Below are 23,985 nucleotides of genomic sequence, written 5' to 3'. Positions count from 1 at the left end.
GCACGGAATCACGTTTCATTTTCGAATAATGAGCGATTATGCGCGAAATCAAACAATCCATGTTTTTTATGTGGCTAAATGATAAAAAACGAACTGTGAGGAAAAACAATGAAAACTCGCGACTCGCAAACAAGTGACGTGATTATCATTGGTGGAGGAGCAACAGGTGCTGGGATCGCACGTGACTGTGCGCTGCGCGGGTTGCGCGTCATCTTAGTGGAACGCCACGATATCGCCACAGGTGCGACCGGGCGCAACCACGGTCTGCTGCACAGCGGTGCACGCTACGCCGTCACCGACGCTGAATCTGCCCGTGAGTGCATCAGCGAAAACCAAATTCTGAAACGTATCGCCCGTCATTGCGTTGAGCCAACGGACGGTCTGTTTATTACTCTGCCGGAGGATGAGCTGTCCTTCCAGGCCACCTTTATTCGCGCCTGTGAAGAGGCAGGGATTCGCGCAGAAGCGATTGACCCTCAGCAGGCACGTATTATCGAACCTTCTGTGAATCCACAGCTGATTGGTGCAGTAAAAGTACCAGACGGCACGGTCGATCCTTTCCGCTTAACAGCAGCTAACATGCTGGATGCGCGTGAGCATGGCGCGGTTATCTTAACGGCGCATGAAGTGACGGGACTGATCCGCGAAGGCGCAACGGTTTGCGGCGTTAACGTGCGCAATCATCTGACAGGCGAAATGCAGTCCCTGCATGCACCGGTTGTCGTCAACGCCGCTGGGATCTGGGGTCAACGCATTGCGGAATATGCCGATCTGAGCATCCGTATGTTCCCGGCCAAAGGTTCGTTGCTGATTATGGATCATCGCATTAACCAGCATGTCATTAACCGCTGCCGTAAGCCCTCTGACGCCGATATTCTGGTGCCTGGCGATACCATTTCACTGATCGGTACCACCTCACAGCACATTGATTACGACGATATCGACAGCAACCGCGTCACCGCAGAAGAGGTCGATATTCTGCTGCGTGAAGGCGAGAAGCTGGCGCCGATTATGGCGAAAACGCGCATCTTACGCGCCTACTCTGGCGTACGCCCGCTGGTGGCCAGCGACGACGACCCAAGCGGTCGTAACGTCAGCCGTGGGATTGTACTGTTCGATCACGCTGAACGTGACGGACTGGAAGGGTTTATTACCATTACCGGCGGAAAACTGATGACCTACCGCCTGATGGCGGAATGGGCCACCGATGCCGTTTGCCGTAAGCTGGGCAATACCCAGCCTTGCACAACGGCAGACACCGCGCTGCCTGGCTCACAGGAATCTACCGAGCATACGCTTAAACGCGTGATCTCATTGCCCGCGCCACTGCGCGGCTCGGCGGTCTACCGTCACGGCGATCGCACCCCTGCGTGGCTTAGCGAAGGCCGTCAGCACCGCAGCCTGGTCTGCGAATGCGAAGCAGTCACCGCAGGCGAAGTGCAATACGCCGTCGAGAATTTAACCGTCAACAGCCTGCTCGATTTGCGTCGCCGTACCCGTGTTGGAATGGGGACCTGCCAGGGCGAATTGTGTGCCTGTCGCGCCGCAGGTTTGCTGCAACGTTTCAATGTCACTACCGCAGCGCAGTCCATTACCCAGCTTTCCGACTTCCTCAACGAACGCTGGAAAGGCGTGCAGCCTATCGCCTGGGGAGATGCGCTGCGCGAAAGCGAATTCACGCGCTGGGTTTATCAAGGGTTGTGTGGTCTGGAAAAGGAGCACCAGGATGAAATTTGATACCGTCATTATCGGCGGCGGCCTCGCCGGACTGCTATGTGGCCTGCAACTGCAAAAAAGCGGACTGCGCTGCACGATTGTTACCCGCGGCCAAAGCGCCCTGCATTTTTCCTCCGGCTCACTGGATTTGCTCAGCAGCTTACCCGATGGTCAGCCGGTGACGGATATAGAAGCGGGTTTGAATGCGCTGCGCACTCAGGCACCCGCACATCCGTATAGCACCATCGGAACGCAGAACGTTCTGGAACTGGCCCAACAGGCGCAAAATTTACTGGAAGAATGCGGAACGCATTTGCAGGGCAAAGTGCATCAGGCACATCAACGTGTTACCCCGCTGGGCACCCTGCGCTCAACCTGGTTAAGTTCCCCGGAAGTGCCGGTCTGGCCGCTGTCCGCACAGCGTATCTGCGTTGTAGGGATTAGCGGGTTACTGGATTTTCAGGCGCATCTCGCCGCAGCGTCATTACGCCAACGCAATCTCAGCGTCGAGACGGCAGAAATCGAGCTACCGGAGCTGGATGTCCTGCGTGATAACCCAACCGAGTTTCGCGCCGTTAATATTGCGCGCCTGCTGGATAACGAAGATAAATGGTCGCTGCTTTATGACGCATTGCTGCCAATGGCAAAAACCTGTGACATGATAATCATGCCGGCATGCTTTGGTCTGGCCGATGAGCGGCTCTGGCAGTGGCTTAACGAGCGCCTCCCCTGCTCGCTGACACTGTTACCGACCCTACCACCTTCGGTGCTGGGCATGCGTTTGCACAACAAATTGCAGCGCCAGTTTGTGCGCCAGGGCGGTGTGTGGATGCCGGGTGATGAAGTGAAAAAAATCACCTGTCAGGATGGCGTGGTCAGCGAAATCTGGACCCGAAATCATGCCGATATCCCCTTGCGGCCACGTTTCGCCGTGCTCGCCAGCGGCAGCTTCTTCAGCAGCGGGCTGGTCGCCACGCGTGAGGCAATCCATGAACCAATCCTGGGACTGGATGTACAGCAAACAGCTACTCGCGCCGAGTGGTATCAGCGTGATGTTTTCGATCCACAACCGTGGCAACAGTTTGGCGTGACTACCGATTCCGCATTACGCCCATCACTGGCGGGAAAAACGATAGAGAACATGTATGCCATTGGTTCCGTTCTCGGCGGATTCGATCCTATCGCCCAGGGTTGCGGAGGCGGCGTGTGTGCAGTTAGCGCCTTACATGCCGCACATCATATTGCGAAACGTGCAGGAGGACAGCAATGAGCGACACACGTTTTGAAAGTTGTATCAAATGTACGGTGTGCACCACCGCCTGCCCGGTAAGCCGCGTCAATCCGAGCTACCCGGGTCCTAAGCAGGCCGGCCCGGACGGTGAACGTCTGCGCCTGAAAGATGGCGCGCTATATGACGACGCGCTGAAATACTGCATCAACTGTAAACGCTGCGAAGTGGCCTGTCCGTCAGACGTGAAAATCGGCGATATTATCCAGCGCGCGCGCGCCAAATACGACACGACGCGCCCATCGTTGCGTAACTTTGTCTTAAGTCATACCGATTTAATGGGCAGCGTATCCACCCCCTTCGCCCCAATAGTGAATACCGCCACCTCATTAAAACCGGTGCGTCAGTTGCTGGATTACGCGTTAAAAATCGATCATCGCCGTACGCTGCCGAAGTACTCCTTTGGCACCTTCCGCCGCTGGTATCGCAGCGTTGCCGCACAGCAGGCGCAGTATCAGGATCAGGTCGCCTTTTTCCACGGCTGTTTTGTGAATTACAACCATCCCCAGCTCGGCAAAGACCTGATCAAGGTGTTGAATGCGATGGGTACTGGCGTGCAACTGCTGAGTAAAGAGAAATGCTGCGGCGTACCGCTGATTGCCAACGGTTTTACCGATAAAGCGCGTAAGCAGGCTGTCAGCAACGTGGCCTCGCTCAGGGAGGCAATTGATGGCAAAGGCATTCCGGTGATCGCCACCTCATCAACCTGTACCTTTGCGCTACGTGATGAATATCCGGAAGTGCTGGATGTCGACAACTCAGGCCTGCGTGAACACATTGAACTGGCAACCCGCTGGCTATGGCGCAAGCTGGATGAAGGTAAAACGCTGCCGCTGAAGACGCTGCCGCTGAAGGTGGTCTATCACACGCCATGTCACATGGAGAAAATGGGCTGGACGCTCTATACGCTGGAGCTACTGCGACAAATTCCAGGGCTGGAGCTGACGGTGCTGGATTCTCAGTGTTGCGGGATTGCCGGGACTTACGGCTTTAAAAAGGAAAACTATCCGACTTCACAGTCTATTGGCGCACCGTTATTCCGCCAAATTGAAGAAAGCGGCGCTGATATCGTCGTCACCGACTGCGAAACCTGTAAATGGCAGATTGAGATGTCTACAAGCAAACGCTGCGAACATCCTATCACCCTGCTTGCCAAAGCGTTGGGTTAACTCTGTTGCCCGGTGGTGTTTGCTACCGGGCATTTTTGCGTAGCCCGTTCCGCTTAATTGAATACGTTGCAGTCGGATATATTTATCTCTGATTCATCCACACAAAGAACCCATTTCCCGCATGCAGCGCATATTAAAAGTGGATACCGTCACGCCATCTTCTCTTTCTGGTGACGGACTACCATGGCTAAATCCACTACATCTACACCGCATGATGCCGTTTTTAAAAAGATAATGTCTTACCCTGAGATGGCTCGGGATTTTCTGGAGATACACCTTCCTATCGCATTACGTGAGATATGTGATTTACAAACGCTGAAGCTGGAGTCCACCAGTTTTATCGAACAAGATCTCCGCGCATACTACTCCGACGTAGTGTGGTCACTAAAAACCCGCGAAGGTCAGGGCTATATTTATTGTGTTATTGAACATCAGAGTACCGCGGTACCGCATATGGCATTTCGCCTGATGCGTTATGCCACCGCGGCGATGCAGCATCATCTTGATGCCGGGAATAAAACGCTGCCGCTGGTGATCCCCATGCTATTTTATCACGGTCAACAAAGTCCCTATCCCTGGTCGCTCAACTGGCTGGATGAATTTGATAATCCGCAACTGGCGCGACAACTGTATTCTGAGGCTTTTCCGCTGGTCGACATTACCGTAATACCTGACGATGAAATTGCGCAGCATCGCAGGGTTGCGCTGCTTGAATTGATGCAAAAACATATCCGCGATCGTGACTTAATGGGGTTAGTGGATCGACTGGTCTCGCTATTAGTTACAAGCACTGCTAATGACAGCCAGCTACAAACGCTATTTAATTACCTGATACGGTACGGCGACGTTTCTCGCGTCAGCGAGTTTATCCGCGAAGTTGCCGAACGATCCCCCCATCACAAGGAGAAGCTGATGACAATTGCAGAGAGACTCAGGCAGGAAGGCCACCAAAATGGACTGCAAGAAGGGATACAGCAAGGGTTAGAACAAGGAATGCAAAAAGGGTTAGAACAAGGGGTGCAAAAAGGTACGCAAGAAGAAGCCTTACGTATCGCTCACATAATGCTGGAACAAGGTATTGATCGTGATTTAGTTCAGATAATTACCGGGCTATTGCCTGGCGATACCACCGCATGAGCCAGATTGGGAAGGCATTTAGCCTTCCCAATCAATAATTAAATCGTCAACGACTCAACCACTTCGATCCAGCCGTGTTCGCTAGCGATATCCTGATTGTTAAGCCAGCGGCGCAGCATATTTAGCGCCATCATCGCGCACACTTCCTGACGAATCGCCAGGCTGTAGCGATTTGCATTCAGCCGTACGCGCAAGGCGTGTGTCCCATCAGGCGTGGCCAGCGCAAAGTTAATATGTTCGTTTTCGAAAGCCGATATCGCGAGTGCCAATCCAGCATAATGTTTGCTGCGTCGTTCGGTTATCCAATGCGCCGTTTGCGCCAGCGTTTCTTCCTGAGGCGGAACCACTTCACTCGCCAACAGTGGCGCATTCGCACGAGAAAGCTGCAATGCCACCAGACCACCGGTGAATTGTTCGCTCAGCGTCAGGCTGAATTGCCGTTCTTGCAACGTGCGGGCGATTTGCGCGGGTAAGCCTTCCGTACCTTCAAAAATCATATTCTGCCCGGCAACCCGCTTAACTTCTGGCCACAGCGCCAGCATCGCTTCCCGTTGGGAGTCCGGCCCGGTCAGCTTCAGCTCAATAATTGGCATTGAGGAGCGATAACCCATTGTTACTCCCGGAGGCAACGGCAGCGGATCCAGGCTCTGCGCCAGGTCGCTTTCAGAACGGCCAAAGGTGGTTAATCGCAGGCATAACGGGGGCTGAGCCAAAGAGAAACGCTCACGCAAACGAGGCAGGATCTCATGCTCCACCATGACTTTGAATTCTGACGGTACACCCGGTGTAAAGAACATCAGGCAGCGGTTAAGCTTCAGGGCGAACCCGCACGCGGTACCCACCGGATTATTGATAAACTCAGCGCTGGCCGGAAGTTCAGCCTGTTTGCGGTTGCTTGGCGCCATCACGCGGCCACGATCGCGGAAATATCGCTCCATCTCGGCCAGCCATGCTTCATGCAGCACCAACCCTTCGCCTTTTGCCGTTGCCGCTGCCAGCGCGCTCAAATCATCGCTGGTTGGTCCCAGACCGCCATTAACGATCAGTACATCGGCGTGCTCGCTACGCTCACGCAAAACGGCGACCAAATCGTTAAGATTGTCACCTACCGTGTTGCGGCGTGTTAGCGGTAAACCCTGATTAAAGAAAAAATCGGCCAGCCAGGCGGCATTGGTGTCGACGATTTGTCCGTGCAACACTTCATCCCCTGTGGATAGCATCTCCACGTTTAACATCGTGTTCTCCTGCTTTTATGATGAAAACACTATAACGCATGGAGGGGGGAAGGCGCGACTGAACGCCGCGCCAGAAATGTTAGAAGCTGGCGTTAACCCCAACGTACGGGCCATCAGCAATCGCGTTATCACGGTTGCCGTCTTTGCCTGCCAGGTTCAGGTAACGATAACCGGCTTCAATGCTCAGCGGACGCAAAATGGTCAGACGCGCACCGGCATTCGCTTCTTCATAGCTGTCGATACCGCTGGAAAGTGAATCAGGAGAGTAATAATACTCACCAAACAGACGGAAGCTATCGCCAATCGGCCATTGTAAACCACCACCGACAGCGGCAGCATAGCCTTCATCGCCATCGTTTGGATTGGTATAAACACCTTTACCACCAACGGTCGCCATCAGCGGCCCCAGTGGGATATTCAAACCTAAACCCAGCCCGGCAACATCACCGTCGTCATCGTTATGCATCCAGTTACCGCTGACGGCCAGACCAGTACTCTCAGTGCCCATACCGAATCCCAGGTTAGTGTAGTCTTCGCCAGCCTGGCCGCTGATGCTAATCGCGCTCGCCGACGCGGAAACAAACAGCATTCCGGCAAAACCCAACATTAAACTTTTTTTCATTTTCTATCCTTTCCAGCAAGAATCAAAACATAGCCCCAAAACCGATGAATTGTACTGTCAGATGGCGAGGAATCAATGAGCTAAAAAAGCGATGCAATGACATATTGTAACTAAATACTACTCAGAAGATGTGGATAAGGTTAAATTCTTGTGTCATTTGTACATGTGAGCGTAGCAGAGGGTCGTTTTCAACAAACATCCTGTTTTCCCAACCAAAGTGGCGTTATTCATTGATGAAGCATTTTTTCTAGCGTCAGCAAAAGGTAAGATGCGTGCATGATGGAATTTTCTCTACCTCCCCTAAAGGACTGAACTTATGCGCCAAAGAACGATTGTTTGCCCATTAATTGAAAACGATGGCTGTTATTTGCTGTGCAAAATGGCTGACGACCGCGGTGTGTTTCCCGGTCAGTGGGCGCTTTCTGGCGGCGGTGTTGAACCAGGCGAACGTATTGAAGAAGCTCTGCGCCGTGAAGTGAGGGAAGAGCTGGGCGAACAGCTGGTGTTATCAGAAATTACCCCCTGGACCTTCAGTGATGATATCCGCACTAAAACCTATGCTGATGGCAGCCAGGAAGAGATTTACATGATTTATCTTATTTTCGATTGTGTCGCGGCGAATCGTGAAGTGAAGATTAACGAAGAGTTCCAGGCGTTCGCCTGGGTTAAACCGGAAGATCTCAGTGCCTACGATTTAAATATCGCCACGCGTAAAACGTTAACCTTGAAAGGGTTACTGTAGGTTATCATTTTAATAACGGCATAAAATTAATATTCTGAATAGCGGCATTGCACTCATCAACTTATAGCAAACAGCAATATCGCAAAAAAAACCAAAAAAAAAACTTTAATTTCATTAATATAAATAAAAAATAACTCTATTTAGCTGTCGTTCCAAAACCTTAAACTCTTAAGGATAAATTAACCTTCAGTCATTAACCTTTGTAGCCTGATGAAATAATTAACGACGCCCCTGTTTATCACTAAAAATAAAACTTCGGTGGCGTTAAATGGCTTGAAGGAATAATGATGTCTGACTTTTTGCCTTTCTCTCGCCCGGCCATGGGCGCTGAAGAACTTGCCGCAGTGAAGGCGGTTCTGGACTCTGGATGGATAACCACCGGCCCGAAAAATCAACAGTTGGAAGAGGCTTTTTGCCAGCTCACGGGGAATAAGCATGCCGTCGCCGTTTGCTCCGCCACTGCAGGAATGCACATTACGCTGATGGCGCTGGGCATTGGTGCGGGCGACGAGGTCATTACGCCGTCGATGACGTGGGTTTCTACCCTCAACATGATTGTTTTGCTGGGGGCGACGCCCGTCATGATCGATGTCGACCACGATACGCTTATGGTGACACCTGAGCAAATTGAAGCCGCTATTACCCCACGAACCAAAGCCATTGTTCCAGTACATTATGCTGGCGCCCCCGCCGACCTCGACGCAATTTATGCCATTGGCGAGCGTTATGGAATCCCGGTAATAGAAGACGCAGCCCATGCCGTAGGGACATTGTATAAGGGCCGTCATGTCGGTGCTCGCGGCACGGCAATCTTCTCGTTTCACGCTATTAAAAATATCACCTGTGCGGAAGGTGGACTGATCGTTACCGACGACAGCCAGCTCGCTCAGCGGCTTCGCAGCCTGAAGTTTCACGGTCTGGGCGTTGATGCTTTTGATCGACAAACCTACGGCCGGGCACCACAAGCCGAAGTGCTTGCACCTGGATACAAATACAACCTGACGGATATTAACGCCGCTATTGCGCTGGTACAGCTCAATAAGCTGGAGCAACTGAACTCACGCCGGGCGCAAATTGCCCAGCACTATCAAAAAGCGCTGGCCGATACGCCATTCCAGCCGCTGAGCCTACCGCAGTGGTCGCACGTTCATGCCTGGCACTTATTCATCATTCGTGTTGATGAAACGCGCTGCGGGTTGAGCAGAGATGCCCTGATGGAAGCGCTGAAGGCCAAAGATATCGGCACCGGCCTGCATTTTCGTGCAGCCCATACGCAAAAATATTATCGCGAACGCTTCACTACCCTTTCGCTCCCAAATACAGAATGGAATAGCGCACGCATCTGTTCGCTGCCGTTATTCCCCGACATGACCGACGCTGACACTCAGCGGGTCATTACGGCGCTTCGCGAGATAGCAGGACAATGAGCATGTTTGAAGCCACACCGATTAAAAAAGTCTCGGTTGTTATTCCCGTTTTTAATGAACAGGAAAGCCTGCCAGAATTAATCAGACGCACCAGCGACGCCTGCGAGAAATTGGGCAAAGACTATGAAATTCTGCTAATCGACGACGGCAGCAGCGACCGTTCCGCTCAGTTGATGATGGACGCCTCTCAGGCACCGAACAGCCATATTGTCTCTATTTTACTGAATCGTAATTACGGACAGCACTCGGCGATTATGGCCGGTTTCAGCCATGTCACCGGAGACTTGATCATCACGCTGGATGCTGATTTGCAAAACCCGCCGGAGGAGATCCCACGGTTGGTCGCCACTGCAGATGAGGGTTTCGATGTGGTAGGCACGGTACGCCAGAACCGTCAGGATAGCGTATTTCGTAAGACCGCCTCACGAATGATCAACCATCTGATCCAACGAACCACCGGTAAAGCAATGGGCGACTACGGCTGCATGCTACGCGCCTATCGCCGTCACATCGTCGATGCCATGCTGCATTGCCAGGAGCGCAGCACCTTTATCCCTATTCTGGCCAACATTTTTGCCCGTCGCGCCACGGAGATCCCGGTACATCATGCAGAGCGTGAATTTGGTGACTCCAAATACAGCTTCATGCGTCTGATCAACCTGATGTATGACCTGGTGACTTGCCTTACCACAACACCGCTTCGCATGTTGAGCCTGCTGGGCAGCGTGATCGCTGCCACGGGCTTTACCTTATCAGTCCTGCTTGTTGTTCTGCGCCTGACGCTCGGCCCACAGTGGGCAGCAGAAGGGGTATTCATGCTGTTTGCCGTCCTGTTTACCTTTATCGGCGCACAGTTTATTGGCATGGGTTTACTCGGCGAATATATCGGTCGCATCTATAACGATGTCCGCGCCCGCCCCCGCTATTTTGTTCAACACGTTATCCGCCCACAAACTACGCAGTCAACCGAGGAAAACCGCGCATGAAAGCCGTCGTATTTGCCTATCACGATATGGGATGTCAGGGTGTCCAGGCCTTGATGGATGCAGGTTATGAAATCGCTGCCATTTTTACGCACACCGACAACCCGGGTGAAAAAGCGTTTTTTGGATCTGTTTCCCGCCTCGCGGCCAGCGCCGGTATTCCGGTTTACGCCCCAGACGAGGTTAATCATCCCCTGTGGATTGAGCGCATTAGCCAACTGGCACCCGATGTTATCTTCTCGTTCTACTATCGCCATTTACTGAGTGATGAGATCCTCAGTCTTGCCCCTAAGGGTGCATTTAATCTGCACGGCTCGCTGCTGCCGAAATACCGTGGCCGCGCACCGCTGAACTGGGTATTGGTCAATGGTGAAACCGAAACCGGCGTCACGCTTCACCGCATGGTTAAACGCGCGGATGCTGGTGCCATAGTTGCCCAGCAGCGTGTCGCTATTTCACCGGATGATGTGGCGTTAACGCTGCACCATAAGCTGTGCCAGGCTGCGCGTCACCTGCTGGAAGAGGCGCTGCCCGCGATTAAAACGGGAGATTATGCAGAACTCCCCCAACAGGAAGCAGAGGCGACCTGTTTTGGTCGCCGCACACCGGAAGATAGCTTCCTCGACTGGAACAAGCCTACTGCGGAATTACATAACCAGGTCCGTGCCGTCAGCGATCCATGGCCGGGTGCATTTAGCTATGTCGGCACGCAAAAGTTCACCGTCTGGTCATCGCGCGTTTGCACAAACGACATTGCGGCCCAGCCGGGCACCGTCATCTCCGTGTCTCCTTTACTGATCGCCTGTGTCGATGGCGCACTGGAGATTATTACCGGACAAGCTGGCGATGGTATTGCAATGCAGGGTTCACAACTGGCGCAAGTTCTGGGTCTGGTGCCAGGTTCTCGCCTGAACAGCCAGTCAGTGACCACCAGCAAACGCCGTACTCGCGTACTGATCCTCGGCGTTAACGGCTTCATTGGTAACCATCTGACCGAGCGCCTGCTGCAAGAAGATAATTACGAAGTGTATGGACTCGATATTGGCAGCGACGCCATTGGGCGTTTCCTGCAACATCCGCGATTCCATTTCGTCGAAGGTGATATCAGCATTCACTCCGAATGGATTGAATATCATGTGAAAAAATGCGACGTTGTGCTGCCGCTGGTGGCGATCGCAACGCCTATCGAATATACCCGCAACCCGCTGCGCGTATTTGAGCTCGATTTTGAAGAGAACCTGAAAATCATTCGTTACTGCGTGAAATACCGCAAGCGCATCATTTTCCCGTCAACCTCCGAAGTCTACGGCATGTGTACCGACAAAGTCTTTGATGAAGACAGTTCGAATCTGATCGTCGGTCCGGTCAATAAACCACGCTGGATCTACTCCGTATCCAAGCAGCTGCTGGACCGTGTTATCTGGGCGTACGGCGAAAAAGAGGGATTGCGCTTCACCCTGTTCCGCCCGTTTAACTGGATGGGACCGCGTCTGGACAGCCTTAACGCCGCGCGTATCGGCAGCTCACGCGCCATTACACAGCTGATCCTCAACCTCGTGGAAGGTTCACCGATTAAGCTGATTGAAGGCGGTAAGCAAAAACGCTGCTTTACCGACATTCGCGATGGTATCGAAGCTCTGTACCGCATCATTGAAAACGAAGGCGGCCGCTGTGACGGTGAGATTATCAACATCGGTAATCCACAGAACGAAGCAAGTATTCAGGAACTGGCAGAAATGCTGCTTTCCTGCTTTGAAAAACATCCGTTGCGTAACCACTTCCCGCCGTTTGCCGGTTTCCGTGACGTCGAAAGCAGCACCTACTACGGTAAAGGTTATCAAGACGTTGAGCATCGTAAGCCTAACATTCGCAATGCAAAACGCTGCCTGAACTGGGAACCGACCATTGAGATGCAGGAAACGGTAGAAGAGACGCTGGACTTCTTCTTACGCAGTGTGGATATCACGGAACACACATCATGACCAAAGTAGGCTTGCGCATTGATGTCGATACATTCAGGGGGACGCGCGAAGGCGTGCCCCGCCTGCTGGAGACATTAAACCGACATAACGTTCGGGCAAGTTTTTTCTTTAGCGTTGGGCCTGACAACATGGGACGCCATCTCTGGCGTCTGGTGAAGCCACAATTTCTGTGGAAGATGCTGCGTTCAAACGCAGCATCACTCTACGGATGGGATATTTTATTGGCGGGAACCGCATGGCCGGGAAAAGAGATTGGCCAGGCCAACGCGGCAATCATTGCACAAACCGCCCAGATTCATGAAACCGGTTTGCATGCCTGGGATCATCACGCCTGGCAGGCGCGAAGCGGAAACTGGAATGACAAACAGCTGATTGATGATATTTCGCAAGGTATCACCACACTTGAAGCCATCATCGGTCAGCCAGTCACCTGCTCTGCCGTTGCCGGATGGCGTGCCGACAACCGTGTCGTCCATGCCAAAGAAGCATTCCATCTGCGCTATAACAGTGACTGTCGAGGAACGTCGTTATTTCGTCCGGTGCTGGAATCCGGGAAAACGGGGACGCCGCAAATTCCCGTCACCCTACCAACATGGGATGAAGTGGTTGGTCAGGAGGTCCAGGCGGTGGACTTCAACTCCTATATTCTCTCCCACATCCAGATGAGCAGAGGAACACCGGTGTACACCATTCATGCGGAAGTTGAAGGCATCGCCTTTCATCAGAACTTTGACGAGCTGCTTACTCGCGCCGCGGACATGGGGATGACATTCTGCCCGCTTGGCGAGCAGTTACCTGACGACATCAGTACGCTGCCGTTAGGACAGATCGTACGTGGAAAAATACCCGGCAGAGAGGGATGGCTCGGCTGCCAACAACCGGTGAGTGTGACACCATGAAACCTGCTGCCCGCTACACTCTGGCATTTATCGCTTTAATCGCACTGTATTTTATTTTACCTATCAACAGCCGTATGCTCTGGCAGCCTGATGAAACGCGCTATGCTGAAATCAGCCGGGAAATGCTCAACTCTGGTGACTGGATCGTTCCACACTTTTTAGGGCTGCGTTATTTTGAAAAACCAATTGCCGGATACTGGTTGAACAGCATCGGACAATGGTTGTTTGGCGCCAATAATTTTGGTGTCAGAGCGGGTGCTATTTTTGCCACTTTGTTGACCGCATTACTGGTAGCCTGGCTTGCCATGCGACTGTGGCATGATAAGCGTACCGCCGTACTCTCCTCCGCTATCTTTTTAACGTTTTTTTCGGTTTACAGCATCGGCACCTACGCGGTACTTGATCCCATCATAGCGCTTTGGCTGATGGCGGGCATGTGCTGTTTTTGGGAAGGCATGCAGGCCACCACCAGAACACGCAAAATCATCGCTTTTTTGTTGCTTGGGCTGACCTGCGGTATGGGTGTAATGACCAAAGGTTTTCTGGCACTCGCCGTCCCTGTGCTTAGCGTATTACCATGGGTTTTTGCCCAAAAGCGTTGGAAAGACCTCATTCTCTACGGTCTGCTGGCGGTGATCGGCTGCATCGCGATCGTACTACCGTGGGGTATAGCGATTGCACAACGCGAGCCGGATTTCTGGCATTACTTCTTCTGGGTTGAACATATTCAGCGCTTTGCGCAGGATGATGCCCAGCATAAGGCTCCTATCTGGTACTACATCCCGATATTTGTGGCAGGCACATTACCGTGGCTCGGTCTGCTTCCCGGCGCGCTGCGTACGGGCTGGCGTGAGCGGGATGTTCCACGCAGTGCTCTGTACCTGTTAAGCTGGATTATTATGCCAATTCTGTTTTTCAGCATCGCGAAAGGAAAACTGCCGACCTATATTCTTTCCTGCTTCGCGCCGCTGGCGATATTAACGGCGCGCTTCGGCCTGCAGGCTGCGGAAAAAGACTCAGCATCCCTGCGCATCAATGGCTGGATCAACGTGCTATTTGGTGTCGTCGGCATCGTCGCTACGTTTAATGTTTCCACGCTGGGAGCATTGAAGACGCCGGTCTGGTCGCATATCGAAACGTATAAGGTTTTTTGTGCCTGGGGCATCTTTATCATCTGGACGATTTTTGGCTGGTATACGCTAAATAACCGCGAGAAGAACTGGAAATTCGCAGCACTATGCCCATTAGGGCTGGCGCTGTTATTTGGCTTCTCCATTCCTGACCGGGTGATGGAATCTAAACAGCCGCAGTTTTTTGTCGAGATGACCAAAGAATCGCTGGAGCCGAGCCGTTATATTCTCACCGACAGCGTTGGCGTCGCTGCGGGACTGGCCTGGAGCCTGAAGCGCGACGACATCATGATGTACGGACAAACGGGCGAGTTAAAATACGGCCTCAACTACCCGGATGCTCAAGGCCGCTTTGTCAGTCGGGAGAATTTTGCCGACTGGTTAGCGCAACATCGACAGCAAGGAAACATTACGCTCGTGCTCTCGATTGATAAGAATGAAGATATTAATCAGCTTGCCATCCCTCCCGCTGACTACATTGATAATCAGGGGCGTCTGGTCCTGATTCAGTATCGGCCCAAATGATCTGGATAGCCTTAGTCCTCGCCAGCCTGCTCAGCGTCTGCGGCCAGCTATGCCAGAAGCAGGCGACCCGACCGGTGTCTGTTCGTGCGCGAAAACGCTACATTACGCAATGGATTGGGCTTGCTCTGGCAAGCCTCGGTCTGGCCATGCTGCTATGGCTGGCGGTTTTACAAAACATTCCTGTCGGTATTGCCTATCCCATGCTGAGTCTTAACTTTGTATGGGTAACTCTCGCGGCATGGAAAATCTGGCGCGAACCCGTCACAACCCGCCACTGGCTGGGCGTTGGGCTGATCATTACCGGCATATTTATTCTTGGGAGCGCAGTGTAATGGGCGTATTTTGGGGATTATGTAGCGTGATGATCACCTCCATCGCCCAGTTGAGCCTCGGCTTTGCGATGGATAATCTGCCGCCAATGCTGCAGCCGCTGGCGTTCATCTCTGCCGTATTCTCTGTCAGTATCGGAGCGTTTGCTTTATATGCCGGATTGACAGGGTATTTACTGTCAGTGATTTGCTGGCATAAAGCCCTACACCAACTCGCGCTGAGCAAAGCCTATGCCCTACTCAGCCTGAGCTATGTGCTGGTGTGGGTTGCCTCAATGATCCTGCCCGGCTGGCAGGGAACATTTTCAGTGAAAGCGCTGGCAGGGGTACTGTGCATCATGGCAGGGTTAATGACGATTTTTCTTCCTTCACGCAAACACCAGCCCTGAGATTACTTATCTTCAGACAGTCGTAACAGACGTTCCCATTCATCACAGATATACTGTCTGGCATCAATGATCTTAATCACCCGAGATGTATCGCGGTTAATACAATACTGAGCATCCTTCAGCGGCGAAAGAAGATCGCCGGGCTTAATCCGCTCAGATGATTGCGCCTGGGCAAGCATCTTGAGCGAACCACCGCTATCGCAAAGTACGATATAGAGCCTCCCTGCTTTTTTGTGACAGCAGGTCTTCTTCACATGCCATTCCATAGCGCACCTATTGTTAATAAATTTCACAATAGGTTACACATTAGCTCATAAACAAAAGGACAATAGCTGCGGAATGACAGAAATGAGAAATGTAATTAATGTTTTCTTAATGTTAACGATGAAGCGCTTACCCAATCCGACAACGCACGACGCGAGATTTTAATCCCTCCGGCTTTGAGTTCGGGCGGCAATGTCAGCCAACATACCGGTTGTTGAAAGCGGGCCAGCTTATCGTTTACCCACTCAGCCAGATTAGTTTCTCCAGCATTAGCGTCATACTCAATGACCGCCACCGGGCGATGGCCAAACTCTTTGTCTTCAATTGGTATAATAAAGGCCTGCAGAACATGCGGATGCGCTGCAATCACGCGTTCCACTTCTTCCGGCTGTATACCTTCCCCGCCGCTAAAAAACAGATTGTCCATACGACCGATAATGGTTAACTTGCCGTCCTTTAACACCCCACGATCGCGGGTTGCAAACCAGCCTTCCGCGTTCACTAAAGGAATAAGCTGTCCGTTACGCCAGTAACCTTGCGCCATGCTGGCAGCCCGTAACCAGACTTCATCATCAACGATTCTGACTTCTCTGCCTACCAGAGGGGAACCCACATCTGCCAGACCATCCGCCTCTTTCGCACAGACCGTAGAAGCGAATTCCGTCAGTCCATAACCGCACCAGCAGCGAATCCCCTGCTCGTGCGCCTGCTCCGTCAACTCAACAGGAATAGCCGCGCCGCCCAGCAGCACCGCTTTGAGCGTGACCGGCGTTTTATTGACCAACAAGCGCCACAACTGTGTAGGGACCAACGAGGCATGGGTGCAGCCGACCAGCATTTTCTCCAGCGGCTGCTTGTCGCGCACGGTCATTCGCGCTCCGGCGAACAACCAGCGCCACAAAATACCCTGGCCAGAAACATGAAACAGCGGCAGCGAGAGCAGCCAGTCATCCTCAGCGCCAAACGGCATTAATGACAGAACACCCTGCGCGCTTGCCAGATGCGCCTGACAGGTATGAACAGCCGCTTTTGGCAATCCGGTAGAACCTGAAGTTAACGTCATCGTGCTCAAACGTTCAGGCAACCACGCCTCAGCGTGATCGCCTGGCAACGACTGCATCTGTAACGGACTGAGTTCCGGAAGTGCGATAGCGGCCTCCAGATCCAGCGCAAAACGTAGCGTTAAGTCCGGGATAAGCGCATCAAGCAGCGGCTGAGGCAACTGTGGGTTCACAGGTAAAACCCGCGCCCCACATTGCAGCAGCGCGAGCCAGGCCAGCAAAGCGCGCGGATGATTCCAGGCGCGAAGCAGAACACCATCGCCCTCTTCCACGCCCTGAGCGGCAAAACCGCAGGCCAGATGATCTACACGTGTGCAGAGATCGCTCCAGCTTAATACCTCATCGTTGAGGCGTAAGGCTGGCGCCTTCGCACGAACCTGTTGCCAGTGACGCCAAGGCCAGTCACTGAACTGCACCAGGCCCGATAAGCTCACGCTATCGGGCATTTCCTGCTGGGTCATAGCAGACGTTCCAGCGCATCAACGTCGATACACGGCAACGTGCTACCCGGCCAAGTGCGTACCTGCTGGCACTGCATCAGACTCAGGGTATCCAGACCCGGAATGGTCTGCGGCGTTAACCAGGCGGCAATTCTCGCCAGCTGGGTTAAGCCCAGACTCGACTCGATTGACGAACTGATAACGGCAGTAAGACCAAGCGCATGCGCCGCAGCCACCTGTTCACGGACTTTATCGAGACTGCCGGTCAGCGTAGGTTTGATAACCACGGCCCTGACGCCTTCTTCGGCTTCGAAGGTGAAATCCGCTTCCCGCAAACTTTCATCCCAGGCGATGGCAATGCCGGTTTCACGCGCGAAGGCACGAGAATCATCGCGGGTTTTGCACGGCTCTTCGAGGAAGGCAATGCGTCCACGATATTCTGGATTAACGTATTTCGCGAACTGCTGTGCTTTCAACGGCGTCCAGGCCCGGTTGGCGTCAAGTCGCAAATGCAGCTCCGGGATCGCCTCAAGCAGCAGATTGGCTACCATGCCGTCGCGGACCGCTTCATACAGACCGACCTTGATCTTCGCCACTTTTTCGCCCGGCATATCCGCCAGTTGTAGCACCAGATCGTCAGGATCGCCCGTGCACAGCGGCGCAGCACGATAGTCCGCGTCCTGTGGCAATACGCCAGCCAGTTCGGCCAGCGCACAGCTTACGCCAAAGGCGACCGAAGGCAGTTGCGGTAAGGAGTCATCCCCTTGCAACCAGCCTTTTACCCAGGCCAGCAGCTCGGTTTGTGCCTCTTCCCAGCTTTCCTGACTGAAGCCCGGCAGTGGGGAAATTTCTCCCCACCCTTCACGCTCGCCGTCACAAAGACAAACGTACAGCCCGTCACGCGTTTTTAACCGCCTGTCGCGCAGAATCACCCCCGCGTCCATGGGGATCTGCCAGCGGTATACCTGCGCGCTACGCATTACGGATTCCGTTTGAATTTGCTGAAATCAGGCTGACGTTTCTGGTTAAAGGCGTTACGGCCTTCCTGACCTTCTTCCGTCATGTAGAACAACATAGTAGCGTTACCTGCCAGCTCCTGCAGACCAGCCTGACCATCACAGTCGGCGTTCAGTGCGGCTTTCAGGCAGCGCAGCGCCATTGGGCTGTTTTGCAGCATTTCACGGCACCAGCGTACGGTCTCTTTTTCCAGATCCGCCAGCGGAACCACGGTGTTGACCAGACCCATATCCAGCGCCTGTTTCGCATCGTACTGACGGCACAGGAACCAGATTTCACGCGCTTTTTTCTGACCGACGATGCGCGCCATGTAGGAAGCGCCCCAACCGCCGTCGAAAGAACCGACTTTCGGGCCGGTCTGACCAAAGATGGCGTTTTCAGCCGCAATGGTCAGGTCACACATCATGTGCAGCACATGGCCACCGCCAATGGAGAAACCTGCAACCATCGCTACTACCGGTTTCGGACAGGTACGAATCTGGCGCTGGAAGTCCAGTACGTTCAGGTGATGCACACCGGAGTCATCCTGGTATCCGCCGTAGTCCCCACGCACTTTCTGATCGCCGCCTGCGCAGAACGCTTTGTCGCCAGCACCAGTCAGAATAATTACGCCGATGTTGTCATCATAGCGGGCATCTGCCAGCGCCTGGATCATCTCTTTCACGGTGACCGGACGGAAGGCATTGCGTACCTGTGGACGATTAATGGTGATTTTTGCGATACCGTCGGTGGATTTCTCGTAAAGAATGTCGGTATAGCCTTCAGAGCAATCGTGCCATTCTACCGGTGCGTAAAGCATTGTTTCATCAGGATAGATCATAAAATGTCCTATAGTCAGCGACGCAGAATCTGAGCCAGACAGTCCACTACGCCCGCGGGGTTGTCCCGATGCGCGTTGTGTCCGGCATTACGAATCACATGGTTTGGTACTAATATTTCCGCCGCCAGAGCGCGGAATTTATCGTCACGTTCACCACATAAATAATAAAACGGAAATGTGCGCGTCGTGAGTTGCGCACGTAAATCAGGCTGTACGGCAAGCGAGGTGGCCTCCAGCATTGCCGCCAGCGTTTGCCCATTATTCTGGCTACGCAGAGCGACCAGCGCCTCTCTTTGTGTCGCGTTCAGCGAGGAAAAAACGGGCTGTTGATACCAGTCATTAAACACCTCACGTAGCGGCTCTGCGCGAAAACGCGCAGCCCAGCGGCCATCCGAGAGACGACGCTGAACGCGCGCCTCCTCGCTTTGCAAGCCGGGATGTCCGCCTTCAACCACCAGACCACAAAGCCCTGGCATCTCCTGACTGGCCGCCATCATCGCGACTCTGCCGCCAAGAGAGTATCCCACCAACCAAAAGTTAAGTATGTTGTAACTAAGCAGGGTATTACGCAGCAAAACGCCGACATCATCGAACCCGCTCACGCCGATGTCAGCGGAGCCACCGTGTCCCGGCAGGTCGATGTATAGCCGCGAATAATCCTGAAATGCTTCGCCGACCGTCTGCCATTCCTGGCAATCGCCAGAGAAACCGTGCAGGAAAACCAGCCAGGGAAATCCCGTTTGGCCCTCTTTCGCCTGCGCATGCAGGATCATAGGTGACTTACCTGCGCCAGCAGTTGCTGCAAGGTTTGCGCCCCGTCAGTTTCGTTCACCACCAGCTCAATCACCGTGGCCGCAGGTGTACGCCACGCGTTAGTCAAAGCGCTCTCCAGCTGCTCCCAGTTTTCCGGGCGCTGGTATTTAAGGTTAAACATGGCGGCAGCATGCTCGAAATGTACGTTCTGCGGCATCAGATAGAACCGTTCGCGTTCGCTGGCTGGTGTCGGCAGCAGGGAAAAAATCTGCCCGCCGTTATTATTGACCACTATCAGGACAAACGGTGCAGAAACCTGGCGCAATAACGCCAGCGCATTCAGGTCATACAATGCAGATAAATCGCCAACAATCGCCAGCGTCGATTTCGCGCTGGCACGCTGTACACCAGCTGCCGTTGACAGCAGGCCGTCAATACCGCTCGCGCCACGGTTGCTATAGACCGGGTAACCAGCCGGAAGCTGCGACAGCGCATCAATCAGGCGTACCACCAGACTGTTACCCACGAACAGCTGCCCCTGCTCCGGCAAGTAGTCACGGATACGGTGGGCTAATTGCGCTTCACCAAACGCCTCACGACGGGCTTCTACCGCCTGCCAGGCCTGTTGCGCCAGACGAGGGATCTCCATACACCAGGGATGACGTTTCTCCGCCGGATGTAGCTCCAGCCAGTCGCCAACTTTCGCCACCAACCTGCGGCCGCGATGATGGGCCGGATCGAGGCGGCCTTCGATATTATCGACAATCCAGTATTCCTGCGGATCGCAGCTGGCCTGCCATTGCAGCAGACGTTTTCCAGTCAGGCTGCTACCAAGCTGCACCACAATCTGCGCCTGCTGCAATTCAGCTACAGCTTTCGCATTTCCCAGCCACAGGTCGGCGCACGGCAGCGGTTGTCCGGTTTGCGACAGAACATCGCCAATCAGCGGCCAGCCTAACGTCTGCGCCCACTGCGCAACCTTCTTACCTTCTTCCGCGCTCATGCGGCCCGCAATGACTACGCCGCGTTTTTGTCGCCAGAAAAACCAGTCGCGTTGTTTGTCGCTTTCCAGCCGACGCGCTTCTCGCAGCCAGGGTTTATCATCCTGCCACCAGTCGCCGAGGCGCTGCTGCCAGGCAATCCCCGTTTCGTCCATATCGCCATACAGCGGTTCCGCAAACGGGCAATTGATATGAACCGCCCCGCTATGCAGGGCAGCTAACGCATTATCAATCGTGGACACCAGCCAGCTTGCCGGAATGTCCTGAGTAGGACGCGGTAAAGAGAGCGTTTGCGATGGATGCGAGGCAAACATTCCGGCCTGACGAATCGCCTGGTTCGCGCCACAGTCGATAAGCTCTGGCGGTCTGTCAGCGGTAAGTAAAATCAGTTTTTCACCGGTCAGGCCCGCTTCAATCAACGCGGGATATAAATTCGCCACCGCGGTACCGGACGTCACAATCACGGCGACAGGCTGCCGGCTGACTTTTGCCAGACCTAAAGCCAGATGCCCAAGACCGCGCTCGTCAAAATGGGTGTGGTGGATGAATGCGGGGTTTTCCGCTGCCGCCAGCGTCAATGGTGTAGAACGAGAGCCAGGGGCAATGCAGACATGCCTGACGCCGTGGCGAGTGAGTGCTTCCAGAATGACCGCCGCCCAGCGTCGGTTAAATGCGCTTACTGACATGAGATTGTCCGGTATCAATATTGCGACACAGTATAGAGAATCGAATAAATGGATTTTTGATATGAATCGGAAATATACACGAAATCACTATCCTTCCATCTGTAATAAAGTACGTAACCCTGCCGCTTTATTGTCTATTTCTTGCCATTCCTGCTCAGGATCTGAGCCACGTACAATCCCTGCCCCGGCATACAGGCGTACCACGTTTGCGCTAATTTTCGCCGAACGCAATGACACACAAAACTCGCTTTGGCGCAAAGAAAGATAACCCGCTGAACCGGCATACCACTCGCGTTCAAAGGGTTCATTTTGTTGGATGAATTCACGCGCCAGCTCACGCGGAATACCGGCAACTGCCGCCGTGGGCTGAAGCTGCATCAGGCAAAGCATATCGTCGGCCTGATTCAGTTCCGTCCAGATGCAACGGCGCAGGTGCTGCACTTTACGCAGCCTGAGCACCTGCGGTGGCAGCACATCGAGAGTTTGCGTACAGCCTTGCAGACGCTGGCAAATATCTTCGACCACCAGCATATTCTCGCGCTGGTTTTTATCATCTTTCATTAGCCAGTCGCCCAATTGCCAGGCCCGATGATCCTCAGGGTGATTGGCCACGGTTCCGGCCAGCGCCTCGGTGCGCAGCGCCGTATCACGTCGTCGATACAGACGTTCAGGAGAAGAGCCAAGAAAAGCGGTGTCGGCGGAGAATGCCATAAAGAAATGGTAGCAGTTCAGATTTAAGCGACGGCTGGAAGCCATCACGGCAGCGGCATTAACCGACTGAGAAAACTGTAAGTCGGTCGCCCGCGCCAGCACGACCTTATCGAGGTCTTCTCCTGCGATCGTTTGAGTGGCGAGTTTTATCAGGTCTATCCAGCCAGCTTTCTCCGGCCAGTGCTGTTCTCCCGTCAAATTCAAACGCAATGCAGGGAGCGGTTTTACGGGAGCAAGCGATGAGATGAAGGCGATCGCTTGTGCAGCGTCTTCACGTAGCGACACGTCGCTATAGAGATGTAAGCGTAAGCTCGCCACTCCGGCGCAACGTCGCCACTCCAGCCGCGGCAGCAGTAAATTGCCACGCTGAGGCTCAAAGGCATTCAGGCCCCAGATGCGCAGGTCGGGATGATTATCATGCTGATGTAAAAATTGCTGGGCTGATTCCAGCGAGGAAAATGCGGCGACGGCCCCTAATACGGCGGCTTCTTCATCGCCGTTACGCTGCTGCCAGTAAAACTGGGGCCAGACGGGTTGGCTGGCCAGCCATCCTAAAGCGTCAAACGCATCATTCAGTGGGAAAGGTATATCGTAAATACGAATTCCAGGTGCTGCTGGCATCTCTTGCGATAAATGACGCATCAGACTTTCCAGCGCAGTAGTGATTGAATGCACGCGGACCTCTCCCTGTTAAAAACCTCTCATTATACGGGGTACTGAGCAGAAAAAGCAGTACCCCCAGTTAGGGAGTACGTACAAATGCGATGACAGAACGGAATTTATCGCCGCGCTAACAATAATCCCATCACTAAACCGACCGTGGCGCCAACGCCGATTCCGCGCCAGGGTTTTTCGTGCACATAGTCATCCGCCCGACAAACGGCTTTTTTCGCACGGTAATAGTAGCTGTCAGAAGCATGGCTGACGCGATTTCTCACCTCTTCTAACGCCCGCTCTGCCCGCGCTTTTAACTCAAGGTATTTTTGATCTGCTGGGTCGCCAGAAGAACGCAGCACCTCTTCCAGCGTTTCACTTAATAATTCCAGATCATCATCGATACGTGATTCATAAGAATGAAAAGACATTATATTCTCCCTTTCTATTGACGTACCCGCTAACTATAGACAACCTGGACTGATTGCGCCTGTTTACGCCTGATGTGCTTCCCGCGCCATTCCGACGTGTGGAATACCATCTTCGTCATAGATATCCGTCACCGGAACAAAGCCAAAGCGTGCATAGAATGATTGCAGATGCGCCTGCGCGCCCAGATACAACGCCTTGTGTGGCCAGTGTTGCGCGCAGGATGCCAGCGTCTGGGCCATTAGCTGTTGCCCCAGTTTTTCACCACGCAGCGCTTCGCTTACAATCACCCGACCAATCACTACCGGCTCCAGCTCGTCATCGCTTTTCAGAATCCTCGCATACGCCACCAGCTCATCGTTATGCCAGCCCAGAATATGCCGATTCTCTCCAGCCAGGTCATCGCCATCCACATCCTGGTACGGACACTGTTGCTCAACTACAAACACCGCGCATCGTAGCTGAAGTAGTGCGTACAGTTGTTGGGTACTCAGCTTTGCATGGTGGAGATCTTGCCAGTGAATCATTGTCTGCCCCTATGTTGTGATAACCTGAACACCCTGCCTTATTGATGGC

23 protein-coding genes are annotated in these 23,985 nt (G+C 53.4%); 12 read left to right on the top strand and 11 right to left on the bottom strand.

Going from position 1 to position 23,985, the window contains the following annotated elements; all coding sequences use genetic code 11:
• Positions 1-108 precede the first annotated feature (108 nt).
• The 4 genes from glpA (at position 109) to OGY09_RS16100 (ending at position 5,310) form a co-directional block, all read left to right on the top strand.
• Positions 109-1,737: an anaerobic glycerol-3-phosphate dehydrogenase subunit A gene (gene glpA, locus OGY09_RS16115; protein WP_032944055.1), complete on the top strand. Its 1,629-nt coding sequence runs from the start codon at positions 109-111 to the stop codon at positions 1,735-1,737.
• Positions 1,727-2,986 (top strand): glycerol-3-phosphate dehydrogenase subunit GlpB, encoded by a 1,260-nt coding sequence (gene glpB / locus OGY09_RS16110; RefSeq protein ID WP_032944057.1) that lies wholly within the window; start codon positions 1,727-1,729, stop codon positions 2,984-2,986. The genes glpA and glpB overlap by 11 nt, the downstream gene beginning before the upstream one ends.
• Positions 2,983-4,173: an anaerobic glycerol-3-phosphate dehydrogenase subunit GlpC gene (gene glpC, locus OGY09_RS16105; RefSeq protein WP_003834686.1), complete on the top strand. Its 1,191-nt coding sequence runs from the start codon at positions 2,983-2,985 to the stop codon at positions 4,171-4,173. Before glpB ends, glpC begins: the two co-directional genes overlap by 4 nt.
• 183 nt (positions 4,174-4,356) lie before the next feature.
• Entirely contained in the window at positions 4,357-5,310 is a 954-nt protein-coding gene (locus OGY09_RS16100; protein ID WP_032944058.1) for an Rpn family recombination-promoting nuclease/putative transposase, read from the top strand.
• A 38-nt stretch (positions 5,311-5,348) separates the two neighbouring features.
• Here the strand turns inward: OGY09_RS16100 and OGY09_RS16095 are convergent, their stop codons facing one another.
• Together OGY09_RS16095 and OGY09_RS16090 are read right to left on the bottom strand one after the other, a co-directional pair.
• Positions 5,349-6,545 carry a nicotinamide mononucleotide deamidase-related protein YfaY gene (locus tag OGY09_RS16095; RefSeq protein ID WP_008785325.1) on the bottom strand — a complete coding sequence of 399 codons (1,197 nt, stop codon included), beginning with the start codon at positions 6,543-6,545 and terminating at the stop codon, positions 5,349-5,351.
• A gap of 79 nt (positions 6,546-6,624) precedes the next feature.
• Complete coding sequence (locus tag OGY09_RS16090; RefSeq protein ID WP_008785326.1) at positions 6,625-7,167, bottom strand: YfaZ family outer membrane protein; 543 nt, start codon at positions 7,165-7,167, stop codon at positions 6,625-6,627.
• A gap of 316 nt (positions 7,168-7,483) precedes the next feature.
• On the opposite strand from OGY09_RS16090, the gene nudI reads away from it, so the two are divergent.
• From nudI to arnF, 8 genes are all read left to right on the top strand, one after another.
• Positions 7,484-7,909, top strand: a complete 426-nt coding sequence (gene nudI / locus OGY09_RS16085; protein ID WP_008785327.1) for a nucleoside triphosphatase NudI — start codon at positions 7,484-7,486, stop codon at positions 7,907-7,909.
• A 287-nt stretch (positions 7,910-8,196) separates the two neighbouring features.
• A complete protein-coding gene (gene arnB / locus OGY09_RS16080) occupies positions 8,197-9,336 on the top strand; it encodes a UDP-4-amino-4-deoxy-L-arabinose aminotransferase (protein WP_020996681.1) in 1,140 nt (379 codons plus the stop codon).
• 2 nt (positions 9,337-9,338) lie between these two features.
• Positions 9,339-10,322 (top strand): undecaprenyl-phosphate 4-deoxy-4-formamido-L-arabinose transferase, encoded by a 984-nt coding sequence (gene arnC / locus OGY09_RS16075; protein ID WP_008785329.1) that lies wholly within the window; start codon positions 9,339-9,341, stop codon positions 10,320-10,322.
• On the top strand, positions 10,319-12,301 hold the full coding sequence (gene arnA / locus OGY09_RS16070; RefSeq protein ID WP_032944060.1) for a bifunctional UDP-4-amino-4-deoxy-L-arabinose formyltransferase/UDP-glucuronic acid oxidase ArnA: 1,983 nt from the start codon (positions 10,319-10,321) through the stop codon (positions 12,299-12,301). Before arnC ends, arnA begins: the two co-directional genes overlap by 4 nt.
• Positions 12,298-13,200 carry a 4-deoxy-4-formamido-L-arabinose-phosphoundecaprenol deformylase gene (gene arnD / locus OGY09_RS16065; protein ID WP_032944062.1) on the top strand — a complete coding sequence of 301 codons (903 nt, stop codon included), beginning with the start codon at positions 12,298-12,300 and terminating at the stop codon, positions 13,198-13,200. The genes arnA and arnD overlap by 4 nt, the downstream gene beginning before the upstream one ends.
• On the top strand, positions 13,197-14,855 hold the full coding sequence (gene arnT / locus OGY09_RS16060) for a lipid IV(A) 4-amino-4-deoxy-L-arabinosyltransferase (protein ID WP_032944064.1): 1,659 nt from the start codon (positions 13,197-13,199) through the stop codon (positions 14,853-14,855). Before arnD ends, arnT begins: the two co-directional genes overlap by 4 nt.
• Complete coding sequence (arnE, locus tag OGY09_RS16055; protein WP_003834709.1) at positions 14,852-15,187, top strand: 4-amino-4-deoxy-L-arabinose-phosphoundecaprenol flippase subunit ArnE; 336 nt, start codon at positions 14,852-14,854, stop codon at positions 15,185-15,187. Before arnT ends, arnE begins: the two co-directional genes overlap by 4 nt.
• A complete protein-coding gene (arnF, locus tag OGY09_RS16050; RefSeq protein ID WP_003834713.1) occupies positions 15,187-15,573 on the top strand; it encodes a 4-amino-4-deoxy-L-arabinose-phosphoundecaprenol flippase subunit ArnF in 387 nt (128 codons plus the stop codon). The genes arnE and arnF overlap by 1 nt, the downstream gene beginning before the upstream one ends.
• Positions 15,574-15,575: 2 nt before the next feature.
• On the opposite strand, the gene pmrD is transcribed toward arnF, so the two are convergent.
• From pmrD to OGY09_RS16005, 9 genes are all read right to left on the bottom strand, one after another.
• Positions 15,576-15,839 (bottom strand): signal transduction protein PmrD, encoded by a 264-nt coding sequence (gene pmrD, locus OGY09_RS16045; protein WP_032944066.1) that lies wholly within the window; start codon positions 15,837-15,839, stop codon positions 15,576-15,578.
• Positions 15,840-15,934: 95 nt separating this feature from the next.
• The gene (gene menE / locus OGY09_RS16040) at positions 15,935-17,359 is read right to left on the bottom strand and encodes an o-succinylbenzoate--CoA ligase (protein WP_032944068.1); all 1,425 of its coding nucleotides are present in this window, start codon (positions 17,357-17,359) and stop codon (positions 15,935-15,937) included.
• Complete coding sequence (menC, locus tag OGY09_RS16035; RefSeq protein WP_032944069.1) at positions 17,356-18,318, bottom strand: o-succinylbenzoate synthase; 963 nt, start codon at positions 18,316-18,318, stop codon at positions 17,356-17,358. Before menC ends, menE begins: the two co-directional genes overlap by 4 nt.
• Positions 18,318-19,175 (bottom strand): 1,4-dihydroxy-2-naphthoyl-CoA synthase, encoded by an 858-nt coding sequence (gene menB / locus OGY09_RS16030; RefSeq protein WP_003027671.1) that lies wholly within the window; start codon positions 19,173-19,175, stop codon positions 18,318-18,320. The genes menC and menB overlap by 1 nt, the downstream gene beginning before the upstream one ends.
• A 14-nt stretch (positions 19,176-19,189) precedes the next feature.
• On the bottom strand, positions 19,190-19,948 hold the full coding sequence (gene menH, locus OGY09_RS16025; RefSeq protein WP_032944071.1) for a 2-succinyl-6-hydroxy-2,4-cyclohexadiene-1-carboxylate synthase: 759 nt from the start codon (positions 19,946-19,948) through the stop codon (positions 19,190-19,192).
• A complete protein-coding gene (menD, locus tag OGY09_RS16020) occupies positions 19,945-21,615 on the bottom strand; it encodes a 2-succinyl-5-enolpyruvyl-6-hydroxy-3-cyclohexene-1-carboxylic-acid synthase (RefSeq protein WP_032944073.1) in 1,671 nt (556 codons plus the stop codon). The genes menH and menD overlap by 4 nt, the downstream gene beginning before the upstream one ends.
• An 87-nt stretch (positions 21,616-21,702) precedes the next feature.
• Positions 21,703-23,001 carry an isochorismate synthase MenF gene (menF, locus tag OGY09_RS16015; protein WP_032944075.1) on the bottom strand — a complete coding sequence of 433 codons (1,299 nt, stop codon included), beginning with the start codon at positions 22,999-23,001 and terminating at the stop codon, positions 21,703-21,705.
• 104 nt (positions 23,002-23,105) lie between these two features.
• Entirely contained in the window at positions 23,106-23,411 is a 306-nt protein-coding gene (gene elaB, locus OGY09_RS16010) for a stress response protein ElaB (protein ID WP_003027683.1), read from the bottom strand.
• Between the two features lie 63 nt (positions 23,412-23,474).
• Positions 23,475-23,936, bottom strand: coding sequence for a GNAT family N-acetyltransferase (locus tag OGY09_RS16005; RefSeq protein WP_008785342.1), 462 nt, complete (start codon positions 23,934-23,936; stop codon positions 23,475-23,477).
• Positions 23,937-23,985: the final 49 nt, after the last annotated feature.

Source organism: Citrobacter sp. Cpo071 (genome assembly GCF_030332765.1).
Taxonomy (GTDB): Bacteria; Pseudomonadota; Gammaproteobacteria; order Enterobacterales; family Enterobacteriaceae; genus Citrobacter; species Citrobacter portucalensis.
This window is presented reverse-complemented; position numbering and strand designations above follow the sequence as displayed.